A 13,814-nucleotide genomic window follows, 5' to 3' on the forward strand; every position below is an offset into this window, starting at 1 on the left:
ACACCCCCTGTGGACAACCCTGTGGATCAGCGGATGGTGATCTGGCGGCCGCGCAGGCCCTCGCGGGCCCGCCGCTCGGCGTCGTTCAGCTGATCGTCGCTGCTCAACGCGTCGAGCAAACGCTTGCCGAGCGCCTCGGCGGGCGACGCCCACTCGCGGGCGTGCATCTCGCGGTCGAGGTCCCACACGGGCACCAGCAGGCCGTGGGCACGGAACGAGCCCGCGTACCGCGAGCCCTCGCCCAGGTCGAGCTCACCGCGGGCGGCGAGCCGCGCCATGCCGTTGAGCAGCTTCTCCTCGGGCTCCGGACGAACCCAGCGCAGGTGCGCCTTGTCGCCCGCGTCGACCCAGTAGGCCGCCCGCACACCGGGCGCGTCGAGGCGCTCGGTCGGCAGGATCGCCGCGTTGGCGCGCTCCAGCGACAGCGCGACCTCTCCGGTCGGCTCGCTGTCCTCGGGCAGCCACCACGCGAAGTCGGGGTGCAGCTCGGGCGTGATCTCGGCGTCGGCGACCAGCAGGTCCTGCAGGCGACCGGGGTTGTCCCCGTTGTCCGGGCCGACCACGGGCAGCACGTCGCCGGTCTTGGCCTCCTTGGCCCACTGGACCGCACGCGCGAGGTCGCGGCTCACGTCACCGGAGCGCGTCTGCACCTGCAACCCGACGAACGGCACGCCGTCGCCGCGGACCAGGCCGGCGGCCGCCATCGGCAGCACCGTGGCGAGCGTGACCTCGCCGTCCTTGAGCGGCAGCTTGGCGGTCGCCGACGGCACGAACTCGCGCAGCGCGATGAGCTCGCACTCGGCGGCCAGTCCTTCGAACGGCCGGGCGACGATCACGTCCGCGGCGCCACCGGCGGCCCCGTGGCACGCCTTGTACCGCTTGCCCGAACCGCACGGGCAGGGCTGGCGCGGGTTGATCCCGTCAGCCGTCGGTGCGTTCTTCACGGCCGTCCGCTTGGCCACCGGGTCCTCCTTCATCGGGTTCGGGGGTCAAGTTATCCCCGAGGAGCCGCCGCGTGTTCGCCGGGGCGTTGGTCGCGAGGTACCGAACCCCCAGGTCGCGGCACAGTTCGACATCCGCCTGGTCGTCGACGGTCCACACATACGTGTCATGCCCGCGCTCCCGGCTGCGGGCGACGTACTCGCGGTCGTCGCGCAGCAAGTGGACACCGGGCCCGGTGTAGTCGGCGTACGGCGGCAGCGCGCCGGTGCGCAGCCGCGGGCGGAAGCGGTCGAGCAGCAACACGGTCCTGATCTCCGGCCGGCTGTCCTTGAACACCCGCACCGCGGTCGGTGAGAAGGACATCATGATGATCTGGTCGGCGACCCGATGACGTTTCAGCGTTTCCGCCAGCTTCCGCTCGACCTCGTTGCGGTAGCGGACCGGGTGCTTCGTCTCCACGAACAGCTCGGTGCTGCGGCCCTTGACGAGCTCGAGGAGCGTGTCGAGGGTGAGCAGCTCCGCGGGCTCGTCCGCGGTGCCGTAGTTGAACTTCCGCAACTCGTCGAGCGTCAGCGCGCTGACCGTGCCCCGGCCGTTGGACGTGCGGGTCAGCGTCCGGTCGTGGACGCAGAGGATGTGGCCGTCGCGCGACAGCCGGATGTCGCACTCGAGCCCGTCGGCCCCCTGTTCCAGGGCGAGCTCATAGGCGGCCAATGTGTGTTCCGCACGGTGAGCGGAGGCTCCACGATGAGCGACGATTGATGGCTGCACGGTCCTGGAGAGTAGTTTGTCGGTCACAGTTTGACGGTTCAATCAACTTTGCATGGACGTGAGGACCGCTCTCACTTAACGTCCGCGAGGTGACGTTCGACCAACGCGACGCGGAATTCATCGCCGACCCGTACCCCGCGTTCGCCGAGCTGCGCTCCGCGGGCGAGGTGCACCTCCACGAGGGCCTCGGGGTCGCGGTCGCCGTCTCGCACGCCGCGTGCTCGGCGGTGCTGCGGCACCGCTCGCTCGGCCGCATCTGGTCCGACGTCGCGCCGGTCGAGGCGTTCCAGTCGTTCAACCTCCTGCACCGCAACTCGCTGCTGGAGAACGAACCGCCGGTGCACGGCCGGCTGCGCCGGCTGGTCGCAGCCGCCTTCGGCCGCGGCCACGTGGAACGGCTGCGCCCGTGGGTCGCCGAGCTCGCCGACCGGCTGGCCGACGAGCTGGTCGCGAAGATCAGCGACCAGGGCTCCGCGGACCTGCTCGCCCACGTCGCAGGTCCACTGCCGGTCGAGGTGATCGCGGAACTGCTGGGTGTGCCCGCGTCGGACCGGTTCCTGCTGCAGCCGTGGTCCAACGCGATCGTGAAGATGTACGAGTACGGGCTTCCGGACGATCGGCGCGCGCTCGCCGAACGCGCGGCCACCGAGTTCGTCGCGTATCTGCGCGACCTGATCGCGTTGCGCCGCAAGAACCCCGGCGACGACCTCGTCTCCGACCTCGTCGCGGTGACCGACACCGACGGCGCCCGGCTGACCGAGGACGAGCTGGTCGCCACCGCGGTCCTGCTGCTGATGGCGGGCCACGAGGCGACGGTCAACGTGATCGGCAACGGCGTGCTCGCGTTGCTGCGCAACCGGTCGCAGTGGGAACTGCTGCTGTCCGACCCTTCGCTGATGTCCTCCGCGGTCGAGGAGCTGATCCGGTTCGACTCGCCGCTGCAGCTGTTCCAACGCACTGCCACCGCACCCGTGGAGATCGCCGGTTTCACCGTCGAGCCGGGTCAGAAGATCGCCGCTCTGCTCGGCGCCGCGGCCCGTGATCCGCTGGTCTTCGAGGCCCCGGACACTTTGGACATCACACGATCCCCCAATCCCCACCTGGGTTTCGGGGCGGGCATCCACTACTGCCTCGGCGCGCCGCTGGCCCGCATCGAGGTCGAGGCGGCGCTGTCGGCGTTGACCCGCAAGCTGCCCGGCGCCGTGCTGGCGGCCGAACCCCGCCGCCGCGCGGAGTTCGTCATCCGCGGTCTGCACGAGCTGCCGCTCAGTACCTCCGGGGCAGGCTGAACCCCCGCTCCGCCAACACCTTCCGGAGCCGGTCCGGGTAGTCGGTGATCAACCCGTCGATCCCCAGGCCGATGAGCTCGTGCATCCGCGCGGGATCGTCGACGGTCCACGGGATCACCTTCAGGCCTTCCTCGTGCGCCTGGTCGACGAGCTCCTGCGTGACCATCGTGTGCACCGGTGACAACGCGGAAGCCCCGAAGCTCCGCACGGCACGGGCGATGTTGTCCCCGACGTCGATCCCACCGGTCCACGGTTCGCACAGAAAGTCCGGCTGCGTCAACGCCACCAACGGGATGCGCGGCTCGACCTCGCGGACCCGGATGAGCGTGCCCCAGTCGAACGACTGGATGGTCACGTTGGGCAGGAAGCCCGAACGCCGGATCTCCCGCACGGCCACCTGCACGAACTGCTCGCGCGGCGCGGTCTCGTGCGGCGCGGCGGCCTCGACCTTGGTCTCGATGTTGAACCGGATGGTCCACGCCTGCCGGGAGCGCACGAGCTCGAAGAGTTCGGCGAGCGTGGGCATGCGAGCTCCCGGCGAGAGCTCCTGGTCGGGGTACTGGTCCCAGCGGCGCGAGCCGCAGTCGAGGGTGCGGACCTCGGCGAAGGTCAGGTCCTTCACGTACTTGCCCGCATGTGGGCCGATGCACTTGGCGGGGTTGGTCTTCCGGTCGTGCGTGATGACCTCGCGGCCGTCCTTGGTGATCTGGAGGTCCAGCTCCAGCGTGGTGACGCCGACCTCCAGCGCCTTGCCGAACGACGCCAGCGTGCTCTCGACCATGAGGCCGATACCGCCGCGGTGTGCCTGGAGGTCGAACGGTGCGCGCATGATCCGAACCTGGCACAGCCGCCGCAAGAGTCCAAGGCACCTGAGGAATAACAGTGAGTGACGGTCCGTTCTAGGACGTTCGGCTCGCTGAACGGCCTTGATGCTGGCAGAGGCACCGCAGTTCGTCCACGAGCGTGCCTACACTCCGTGAATTCGGCATTCAGCACGACGCGACGACACCGGTCTCGGGGGTCGTCTGCCGCCGCGTCCCAACGCGGGAGAAACCATGCGCAGACGTTTGACGATCGCGGCTGCCGCGATATCCGCACTTGTACTCGGAGTTATGGGCCCCGCAGGTGTAGCCATCGCCGGGCCCGTCGGCACCGCGGCAGGGTTCGAGGACGACGACGCCAACCTCGCTCCGCAGGCCCCGATCAACTTCGACTGGAACAGCTTCACCCCGGCCACCTGGACGGGGACCGCACCCACCCGCACCGCGCAGAAGGTGACGAACGGCTGGTCGTTCACCGGCCTGGAGGACTGGCAGGCCACGGGCTCCGACAGCGGCTTCGCGGGCGGCACCAAGCAGGACAACACCTGTCCGAGCGTCATCACGCAGAAGGCGTCCAACAAGGACGACCTCAAGCGGTACTACGTGGCCAGCAAGACGGTCGGCAGCAACGTGTACCTGACGCTCGCGTGGATTCGCATCGAGCAGAACACCACGTCACCGTCGGCGCACGTGGCGTTCGAGTTCAACAAGGGCACCACGCCGTGCCCCGCCGGGTCCGGCGGGCTCGTGCAGCGGACGGCGGGCGACATGCTGATCGTCTTCGACTTCGAGGGCGGCGGCACCCCGGTGCTGAAGCTGTCCCGCTGGATCACGAGCGGGGCGTGTGAGGTCGGCAGCAACTCGGCACCGTGCTGGGGTGTCGCGACGACCCTCACCTCCGGCGTGGCCGAGGCCGCGGTGAACACCGCCTCGAGCGCGCAGGACACCGTCGGCCCGACGACGGAAACGCTGGGGCTGCACGAGTTCGGTGAGGCCGGGATCAACCTGACCGCCGCCGGCGTGTTCACGCCCGGCGTGTGCGAGGGCTTCGGCAAGACCTACGCGGTCAGCCGCAGCTCCGGCCAGTCCTCGACCGCCCAGATGAAGGACCTGGTCGGACCGGGGAACATCAGCATCAACAACTGCGGCACGGTCACCGTGAGCAAGGTCGGCAGTGACGGTGGCAGCCAGGCGGGTGCGGTCTTCACGCTGTACTCGGGCGCGAACACCAGCGGCACCGTCGTCGGCACCTGCACCGTGCAGGCCAACGGCTCGTGCACGCCTTCGTTCACCAGCCTGCCGGTCGGCACCTACACGATCGACGAGACCACGGTCCCGGCCGGATACAACAAGGATCCGAACCTGCCGTCCACGTTCAGCCTGGCGGCCGGTGAGACCAAGCAGCTCACCTTCACCGACCCGGCGAAGCCCGCGACCGTGAACGTCCAGAAGAAGGACGACGCCGGCAACGCGGTTCCGGGTGCCACCTTCACGCTGTACCAGGGCACCGGTACGGGTGGCACCGTCGTCGGCACCTGCACCACGGACGCGACGGGCGTCTGCCAGCCGCCGTTCACCAACCTGCCCGCGGGCACGTACACGATCGACGAGACAACGACGCCGACGGGTTACGTGAAGGACTCCACGCTGCCGGTGACGTTCACGGTGGCGCGCGGTGACACGAAGAATCTGTCGTTCACGAACCCGAGGACGTTCAAGGTGATCGTGCTCGTCTGCCGCGAGGCCGACGGCAAGCTCTACCCGAGCCCGGTCACGATCGACGGAACGGCCGCGGGCAACACGCTGTCCAGCGCGCAGGCGTCGGCAGCGGGCCTGAGTGAAGCGGCGTTGTGCGGCATCAGCACCGGCCAGCGCGGTGGCCTCACCACCGGCAACCACAAGGCCGACCCGATCGGCATCTCGTAGTAGTTAGCGAAGAGAACCGGACGCCCGGACCGCACGCAGTGGCGGTTCGGGCGCGTCCCTCACCTCGACCACGCGCATCAGCCGGACGGAATCGGCGTCCACCGGCAGCAGCAGGGTGGTGATCCGCCGGACCACCAGTGCGGTCGCGACCGCGACGCCGGCGACCGCCAGATCCGACAGGGCGTGCAGCACGATCCCGTCCGCCTGCGCCTGCACCGAGGACCGGAACGACCACGCCACGGTGATCACGAACAACAGGGCCGACGCCACCCACGTGCCCCACCACCACAGCACCAGGCGGGACGGCGCGGGACGGACCGATGCGGGCCGGAGCAGAGCGGCGTGTTCCAGTTCCGCCACCGTCGAGCCGGGGATCACGAGGTTGACGCCGGGCACGATCATGCCGATGAGTACCTCGCGGTCCGACCGCGAAGGGCCGTAGCCGACGGCTTCGGCGGAGACGTTGCGCGCGCGGCGCACCCACAGCAGCGTCAGCGCGAGCGCGACGAACGAGACGATCGACGTGACCACCGACGCCGAGACGACCAACGCGTCGGACGTGCCGACCACGCCGGACGACAGGGCGCCGAAGCGGGACAGCAGCACCAGGACGTAGCGCCACACCTCGCTGCCGAACGCCCACACCGCCACGACCGCCAGGAGCCACAGGGCGTTCGACGCCGTGCGCGCCAACCGGCGAACGCCGTCGACGGAGTCCGCCGGGGAGTCGAGCGAGCCGGGGACGGCCGTCGGCCAGCGCCACGCCAGCAGCGGGAAACCCCACTTGGGCGGCACCGGGTACTTCGGCGGGCCGTCGTACGGCGGGCGCTGCCCGGCCGGTTCACGCTGCGCGTAGGCACCGGGTGGCGGGGACGCCACCCAGTCGACGCGCAGCGGACGCAGCATCAGATGACCTCGGGCTCCGCGCCGTCGGAGCCGCCCTCGAGCGGACGGCCCGCGGCCGCCCAGTGCGACATGCCGCCGTCGACGTTCACCGCGTCCCAGCCGTTCTGGTTCAGGTACTGGGTGACGCGCGCGGACCGGCCGCCCACGCGGCAGATCACGTAGAGGGAGACGTCGTTGGGCACCTCGTCGAGGCGGGCGCCGATCTCGCTCATCGGGATGTGCAGCGCGCCGGGCGCGTGGCCGGCCTCCCACTCGTCCTTCTCGCGCACGTCCAGCAGGACCGTGCCCTCGGGCAGCTCGGCCGGGATGTCGGCGACCTCAACGCTCGGAACCGTCACGCGCTGATGTTCGCACGAATACCGGTCAGAACGCCGTGAAGGGCACCCTCCCGCGGGAGAGTGCCCTTCACGTCCAACGACGAACTAGTGAGCGATCGCCTTCTCGGCACCCGCACCGGTCAGCGAACGGACCTCCATTTCGGCCTGCTTCACGGAGTCGGACGATTCCTTCGAGAGGATCGTGCCGAGGTAACCGAGCAGGAACGAGACCGGAATGGAGACGATTCCCGGGTTGGACAACGGGAAGATGTCGAAGTCCAGGCTCGGGAACATCGACTTCTTCGTTCCGGAAACCGCGGGCGACAACACGATCAGGCCGATCGTGACGATCAGACCGCCGTAGATGCTCCACAACGCGCCGGCGGTGTTGAAGCGCTTCCAGAACAGCGAGTAAAGGATCGTCGGCAGGTTCGCGGACGCGGCGACCGCGAACGCGAGTGCCACGAGGAACGCGATGTTCTGACCGTTCGCCGCGATTCCGCCGAGGATCGCGACGGCGCCGATGACGATCGCCGTGCGACGGGCGACCTTCACCTCGGCGTCCTTGTCGTCGGCCTCACCGTGCTTGATGATGTTGGCGTAGATGTCGTGTGCGAACGACGCCGACGCCGTGATCGTCAGACCGGCGACCACCGCGAGGATCGTCGCGAACGCGACGGCCGCGATGAGGCCGAGCAGCAGCGGACCACCGAGCGCCTCGGCGAGCAGCGGAGCCGCCGAGTTCACGCCACCGGGCGCCTTGCTGATCTTGTCCGAGCCGACGAGCGCCGCGGCGCCGTAGCCCAGGACCAGCGTGAACAGGTAGAAGATGCCGATCAGCCAGATCGCCCAGACGACCGAGCGACGGGCTTCCTTCGCGGTCGGGACCGTGTAGAAGCGCATCAGGATGTGCGGCAGACCGGCCGTGCCGAGCACCAGCGCGAGGGCCAGCGACAGGAAGTCGAGCCTCGACGTGGCGGACGCGCCGTATTGCAGGCCGGGGCTGAGGATCTTCTCGCCCGCCTTGGGGGCGTTGTCGACCGCGGCACCGAGCACGCTGGACAGGTTCAGGCCGTACTTGCCGAGCACCCAGAGGGTCATCACGCCGGCACCCACGATGAGCAGGACCGCCTTGATGATCTGGACCCAGGTCGTGCCCTTCATGCCGCCGATGAGCACGTAGGCGATCATCAGGCCGCCGACCACGGCGATCACGATCGCCTGGCCGCCCTTGCCGGTGATGCCGAGCAGCAGCGCGACGAGGCCGCCGGCGCCCGCCATCTGCGCGAGCAGGTAGAAGAACGACACCGCCATCGTCGACGTCGCGGCGGCCGCTCGGACCGGACGCTGGCGCATCCGGAAGCTGAGCACGTCGCCCATCGTGTACTTGCCGGTGTTGCGCAGCAGCTCCGCGACCAGCAGCAACGCGACGAGCCACGCCACGAGGAAGCCGATGGAGTAGAGGAAGCCGTCGTAGCCGTTGACCGCGATGGCGCCCGCGATGCCGAGGAAGGACGCCGCGGACAGGTAGTCACCCGCGATCGCGATGCCGTTCTGCGGACCCGTGAACGCGCGGCCCGCGGCGAGGTAGTCGGCCGCGGTCTTCGTGTTGCGGCTGGCGCGCAGCACCACGACGAGCGTGATGATGACGAAGACGCCGAAGATGCTGATGTTCAGCAGCGCGTTGTTGCTCACTTGGCTTCTCCCTCGATCTCGTGCCGCAGCTTCTCGGCCAGCGGGTCGAGGTTCTTGTTGGCGTGCCGCACGTAAAGCGTCGTGATGACGAACGTGGACACGAACTGGAGAAGCCCGAGAATCAGGCCCACGTTGATGTTGCCCACGACCTTCGTGGCCATGAACCCGTGCGCGTAGTCCGCCAGCAGGACGTAGACCAGGTACCAGGCCAGGAACAGGCCGGAAACCGGGAAAACGAAGCTGCGCAGCCGGTGCTTCAGCTGCGCGAAGTCAGGACTGTTCTGGACCTCGACCCACTTCTGCGCATCTGGGGCCGAGTCGGTTGGGGTGTGTTCAGTGGTGCTCACAGTCCCCTCCTCGCGATCCTCGTCGTAGTTATCAGCCACGTGACGGGCACGTAATGCCTCCTGCTCCCGGTCGATCTATGCGGTGAACCGTAAGGAGACTTTGGTCACGGTCGTAAGACCCCGTTCGTGCCCATGCGCCAAGCAGTCGGGTGATGCGACGAACGGTCGGTATGCAAAGACGAGCTGCACGGAGCGTGATCAAGATCACCGTTCACCGGAACGGGTTCCCCCTTTTCACCCGTTTGAACAGTCTGCTACTCAGAGCGACCGAGCTGTCCCGCTACGTTTCGTGTCCGCCAGCCGGGCTTTCTCCTCGGCCGTGCCGAAGCGGGCGATGTCGCGATCGCGAATGAAGCCGAGCGGATCCGGAGCGTGCAGCCGGAGCAGAATCTGATTCACGTCCTGCGGCCGCCGTCGCCTGCTCGCCTTACTGATGATGATCATGGTGAGAAAAGCCGTTGGGACAGTGATCAACGCCGGTTGAGTGAAGATGCTCGGCGCCCAACGCCCTGTGTAACTGCTCACTACGCTGAGTACTTGCGCGCTGATGACCATGCCCCCACCGACCAACATCCCGCACACGGCGCCGATCCAGGTCAGGCCCCGCCACCAGATGCCGAGCACCAGCAGCGGGCAGAACGTCGAGGCGGCCAGCGCGAACGACATCGCCACGGTCAACGACGCGTCGCTGCGCGGCAGCAGCAACGCCAGACCGATCGCGGCGGCGCCGGTGAACACAGTCGCCCACCGGAAGTCGCGCACCTTGCCCGGCATGATGTCCGTCGACACGACGCCGGCCACGCTCACGACCAGGCCGGACGACGTGGACAGGAACGCGGCGAACGCGCCCGCGGCGACGATCGCGCCGAGGATCTGGCCGGCCAGGTTCGGCACCATCGCGTTCGGGAGCATCAGTACCGCGGCGTCGGTCTTGCCGTTGACCAGCAGCCTCGGCAGGTAGAGCCGGGACAGCACGCCCAGCACGGTCGGGAAGATGTAGAAGAGGCCGAGCAGGTACAGCACGTGCAACGCCGTGCGCCGGGCCGCCTTGCCGTCCGGGTTCGTGTAGAAGCGGACGAGCACGTGCGGCAGGCCCATGGTGCCGAGGAACGTCGCGAAGATCAGCGAGTACGTCTCGAACAGGTTCCAGATGCCGCCCGACTGCGGTCGCATCCAGCCGTCGTTCGTGGTCGGCGAGCCGTCCACGACCGGCACCGGGTTGCCCGCCTGGAACCACAGCTTCGTGTTCGGCCCGATCTCGTACAGGCCCTTGCCCCAGTAGACGCTGCCGTGGGCGGGGCGGTCGTCGATCGTGCCCTCGGCGCGCAGGTTCATCGCCTCCGGGACCTGCAGCCGCACCGGGCGTTCCTTGATCTCGACCAGCTCGGCCTTCGGGAACCGCATCACGCCGTGGTCGTTGAGCGGCTGCGTGCCCTGGCTGGGGCTAGCGAGGAAGACGACGAACAGGACGAACGTGGGCGCGGCGATCGCGAAGAGCTTGCCCCAGTACTGGAACGCCTGCACGAGCGTGATCGCGCGCATGCCGCCACCGAGCACGTTCACCACGACGATCACCGTCACGGCGAACGCGCCGATCCACGACGGCAGGCCGGTGATCGTGGTGAGCGTCAGGCCCGCGCTCTGCAGCTGCGGCACCAGGTACAGCACACCGATGCACACGACGAAGAACGTGCAGAAGTGCCGCAGGTTCGGGCTGCCGAGCCGGGCCTCGGCGAAGTCCGGCAGCGTGTAGGCGCCGGACCGCCGCAGCGGCGCGGCGACGAACAGCAGCAGCGCGAGGTACCCGGCGGTGAAGCCGATGGGGTACCAGAGGGCGTCGATGCCGTCCTTGAGCACGAGGCCGGCCACGCCGAGGAACGACGCGGCGGACAGGTACTCACCGGAGATCGCGGCCGCGTTGCGGGTGGCCGGGATGGCCCGGCGCGCGACCAGGAAGTCCGGCGTGGTGTTGGCCTTGCGGGACCCGACATAGCCGAGGAGGAAGGTCACCAGCGCTACTGCGCCGATCCCGGCCAGGCTCCATGCGGTGGCGTTCACGTCAGCGGTCGACCATGTTCACGAAGTCGCGCTCGTGCCGCTCCGCCTGCCTGCGGTAGACCCAGCCGACGGCGTAGAGGATCGGGAACGGCGCGAGCCCCAGCACGAGCCAGGGCAGGTGGATGTTGAGCACGTGGATGTCGGCGAGCGAGGGCACCAGATAGAAGAGCAACGGCAGGCCGCACAGTCCGAGCAGGACCAGGCCGCCGAGGCCGAACGCCGAGCGGAGCTGTTGCTTGATCAGGTCGCGGACCAGCTTCTCGCCGACGCTCGTCTGCTCCTCGAGCTCGATGAGCGTCCGCATGGCCTTGCCGCGGGACTTCGTGGTGTCGGCGAGCACGACGCGGCGGCGACGGGGCTTCCGGGCGGTTTCGCCCAGCCACTGGTCCCGCGCGGCCGGCTCGGGTGCGCCGGCGTCGTGCCTGCTCACCAGCCGCTCTTGGGCGGACGGACGATCCGTTCCTTGAGCTCCTTGGTGTGCCTGCGGCTCACCGGGAGCTCCTTGGCGTCCGGACCGGTGCCGATCACGACGGCGTAGCCGTTCGCGGTCATGCGGAGCTCGCTCACCAGCGGCAGCGCGACGAGGTACGACCGGTGGATGCGCACGAACCCGGCGTTCGCCCAGCGCTCCTCGAGTTGTGCCAACGGGATCCGCACCAGGTGACTGCCGTCGGAGGTGTGCAGCCGGGCGTAGTCGCCCTGCGCCTCGACGTAACGCACCGAGGCGCGGGGCACGAGCTTGATGGTGCCGCCGAGCTCGACCGGGATGACCTCGTCGTCCGACGGCTCGGCCGCCGCGGCCGCGGCGTGCACCGGCGTCTGCGGCGTGGTGGCGTGCGTGCGCGCGACCCGTTCGGCGACGCGCTTCACGGCCTTGAGCACGCGCTCGTCGTTGATCGGCTTGTTGATGAAGTCGAGCGCGCCGACGTCGAACGCCGCGACGAGCGCGTCCCGCTCCTCGACCCCGGTGACGAACACGAGGGCAGGCGGGTGGCGGAACGCGCTGAGCACGCGCGCCAGGTCCATGCCAGTGAGTCCGGGCATGTTGATGTCGGCGAAGACGGCGTCGACGGGCGGCAGACCGGCGTTGGTCCGCTCGATGACCTCGTCGTCATCCCCACCGCGAAGAATCCGCAGCGCCTCGGCCGCGTCGAACGCCGTCAGGACGCGCTTGACGTGCGGACTGCTCTCCAGCGTGAACTTGATCAGGCTCAGGCCCGGTGCCTCGTCGTCCACGGCGAGAACGAGGAGACCGGCGTTGTCTTGGGTACTCACTGTGTCGGGCATCTTGCCTACCAACAGGGGGTTGTGTCTACGTTCCACACCCTGTCGATCACCTGCCCGTGATGATCACAAGCCGAATCGCGACCAGCGAGCACGTTCTTCCACAGCGGCCAGGACATCAGTCACGATGTCCCCCGATCGTGTGGCGGCAGCGCTCAGTCCAAGGCGCTGGAGGAGGTTCTTGCGGGGCTCGGCGATGGAGATCTCGGCGTCCGGGAACCGTTTCGCGAGAATGCCTCGCATCGTGCCGAGGCCGTCGACGAGGCCGAGCTCCAACGCCTTGGCGCCGGTCCACACCTCGCCCTCGAAGAGCTCGTTGTCCTTCGCCTTGAGCTTGGCGCCGCGGCGCTCCTTGACCCACGCGACGAACTGCTCGTGCAGCTCGGCGTGCAACCCCTTGAGCCACTCGACGTCGTCCGCCTTCTCCGGCTGGAACGGGTCGAGCCGCACCTTGTTCTCGCCGGCCGTGTAGACGCGCCGCTCGACGCCATACTTCTCCAGCAGGCCGTTCAGGCCGAACCCGGCGCTCACGACACCGATCGAGCCGACCATGGACGTGCCGTGGGCGTAGATCTCGTCGCCGGCGCACGCGAGCCAGTAGCCCCCGGACGCGGCGAGGTCCTCGCAGAACGCGAGGACCGGGACGTGCTTCTTGGTCGCCAGCTCACGGATGCGCTCGGCGATCAGGGCGGACTGGGTGGGCGCGCCACCCGGTGAGTTGATGAGCAGCGCGACGGCGATCAGGCGCTCGTTGTCGAACGCCCGGTTCAGCGCGCTCTCGATCGACTGCATGCTGATCGTGTTGCGCGCCACCGGTGTCGGCGTCGGCGTGATCACCCCGTGCAGCCGCACGGCGGCGACCACCGGCGGCCGCTCCCCCCGGTCGGTGACCATCCTCGGCAGCCTTGCCGCGATCTTGTCCGTCACGCTCATACGACTCACAGTACGTGCGTTCTGACGTCGTGCGGGAGCCCTCCGACGCGTGACAGAGGGCTCCCGCGTGACCTGGAACACGTCCGGCGGAGTTAGCATCGGCCGGTGACGTTCAACCCGATCCGGTGGCTCGAGCGGTACGTCGAGTGGTGGGACGACCGCGGCAGGCAGAACGCCGCCGGTCCCACTCCGATGCACATCTACTGGATGTGGGTCACCTGGAGTGTGTGCGCGGTCGTCCTGATCACCACCTTGGCGGTCGCCGCCCGCTGATCAGCAACGGCAGCCGGACAGCCCCTTGGCCGTGCACTTGATGCAGACGCGGACGCGTTCGGGTGCTTGTTGTTCTTGCACTGTGTGGAACCCCTGGAAATTCAGGCCGAGCGGGCGGCTCACGCGCGGCTTCTCGTTGGTCACCGGGGTAATCGGACCCGAACGGTCGCGGGTTGAGGCCGTGTTCCGGCGGAACGATCAACGGTCGCCGAGGCGCGCCGACCGGTCTGCGCGCATAGCCGAGCTGAAGCC

General features: G+C 68.8%; 15 protein-coding genes. 3 read left to right on the forward strand and 12 right to left on the reverse strand.

The features are described from left to right. Positions 1-26 precede the first annotated feature (26 nt). Positions 27-962 (reverse strand): DUF5926 family protein, encoded by a 936-nt coding sequence (locus QSK35_RS23635; protein ID WP_285749637.1) that lies wholly within the window; start codon positions 960-962, stop codon positions 27-29. Next, entirely contained in the window at positions 922-1,740 is an 819-nt protein-coding gene (locus QSK35_RS23640) for a glycerophosphodiester phosphodiesterase (protein ID WP_352244144.1), read from the reverse strand. Before QSK35_RS23640 ends, QSK35_RS23635 begins: the two co-directional genes overlap by 41 nt. Before the next feature lie 62 nt (positions 1,741-1,802). Between QSK35_RS23640 and QSK35_RS23645 the strand changes: the two genes are divergently transcribed. Continuing rightward, on the forward strand, positions 1,803-3,002 hold the full coding sequence (locus tag QSK35_RS23645) for a cytochrome P450 (RefSeq protein WP_285749638.1): 1,200 nt from the start codon (positions 1,803-1,805) through the stop codon (positions 3,000-3,002). On the opposite strand, the gene QSK35_RS23650 is transcribed toward QSK35_RS23645, so the two are convergent. Beyond that, a complete protein-coding gene (locus QSK35_RS23650) occupies positions 2,980-3,831 on the reverse strand; it encodes a glycerophosphodiester phosphodiesterase (RefSeq protein ID WP_285749639.1) in 852 nt (283 codons plus the stop codon). The genes QSK35_RS23645 and QSK35_RS23650 overlap by 23 nt on opposite strands. Before the next feature lie 283 nt (positions 3,832-4,114). On the opposite strand from QSK35_RS23650, the gene QSK35_RS23655 reads away from it, so the two are divergent. Then, entirely contained in the window at positions 4,115-5,749 is a 1,635-nt protein-coding gene (locus QSK35_RS23655; RefSeq protein WP_285749640.1) for an MSCRAMM family protein, read from the forward strand. Positions 5,750-5,752: 3 nt separating this feature from the next. Here the strand turns inward: QSK35_RS23655 and QSK35_RS23660 are convergent, their stop codons facing one another. The 8 genes from QSK35_RS23660 to QSK35_RS23695 form a co-directional block, all read right to left on the reverse strand. Then, positions 5,753-6,655, reverse strand: a complete 903-nt coding sequence (locus QSK35_RS23660) for a DUF4328 domain-containing protein (protein ID WP_285749641.1) — start codon at positions 6,653-6,655, stop codon at positions 5,753-5,755. Then, positions 6,655-6,993 (reverse strand): rhodanese-like domain-containing protein, encoded by a 339-nt coding sequence (locus QSK35_RS23665; RefSeq protein WP_285749642.1) that lies wholly within the window; start codon positions 6,991-6,993, stop codon positions 6,655-6,657. The genes QSK35_RS23660 and QSK35_RS23665 overlap by 1 nt, the downstream gene beginning before the upstream one ends. A gap of 84 nt (positions 6,994-7,077) precedes the next feature. Beyond that, entirely contained in the window at positions 7,078-8,667 is a 1,590-nt protein-coding gene (locus QSK35_RS23670; protein WP_285749643.1) for a monocarboxylic acid transporter, read from the reverse strand. Further along, on the reverse strand, positions 8,664-9,014 hold the full coding sequence (locus QSK35_RS23675) for a DUF485 domain-containing protein (RefSeq protein ID WP_285749644.1): 351 nt from the start codon (positions 9,012-9,014) through the stop codon (positions 8,664-8,666). Before QSK35_RS23675 ends, QSK35_RS23670 begins: the two co-directional genes overlap by 4 nt. A gap of 258 nt (positions 9,015-9,272) precedes the next feature. Continuing rightward, complete coding sequence (locus QSK35_RS23680) at positions 9,273-11,072, reverse strand: sodium/solute symporter (RefSeq protein WP_285749645.1); 1,800 nt, start codon at positions 11,070-11,072, stop codon at positions 9,273-9,275. Between the two features lies 1 nt (position 11,073). Then, a complete protein-coding gene (locus tag QSK35_RS23685) occupies positions 11,074-11,502 on the reverse strand; it encodes a hypothetical protein (protein ID WP_285749646.1) in 429 nt (142 codons plus the stop codon). Next, positions 11,499-12,359, reverse strand: a complete 861-nt coding sequence (locus tag QSK35_RS23690) for a LytR/AlgR family response regulator transcription factor (RefSeq protein ID WP_285749647.1) — start codon at positions 12,357-12,359, stop codon at positions 11,499-11,501. Before QSK35_RS23690 ends, QSK35_RS23685 begins: the two co-directional genes overlap by 4 nt. A 63-nt stretch (positions 12,360-12,422) precedes the next feature. Beyond that, a complete protein-coding gene (locus tag QSK35_RS23695; protein ID WP_285749648.1) occupies positions 12,423-13,289 on the reverse strand; it encodes a S49 family peptidase in 867 nt (288 codons plus the stop codon). Positions 13,290-13,394: 105 nt separating this feature from the next. Here QSK35_RS23695 and QSK35_RS23700 point away from each other — a divergent pair, with 105 nt between their 5' ends. Then, positions 13,395-13,562 (forward strand): hypothetical protein, encoded by a 168-nt coding sequence (locus tag QSK35_RS23700; RefSeq protein WP_186762810.1) that lies wholly within the window; start codon positions 13,395-13,397, stop codon positions 13,560-13,562. Here QSK35_RS23700 and QSK35_RS23705 read toward each other — a convergent pair whose 3' ends face one another. Then, entirely contained in the window at positions 13,563-13,706 is a 144-nt protein-coding gene (locus tag QSK35_RS23705; RefSeq protein WP_285749649.1) for a hypothetical protein, read from the reverse strand. Positions 13,707-13,814 lie beyond the last annotated feature (108 nt).

Source organism: Lentzea sp. NBRC 105346, assembly GCF_030269605.1.
Lineage (GTDB): Bacteria > Actinomycetota > Actinomycetes > Mycobacteriales > Pseudonocardiaceae > Lentzea.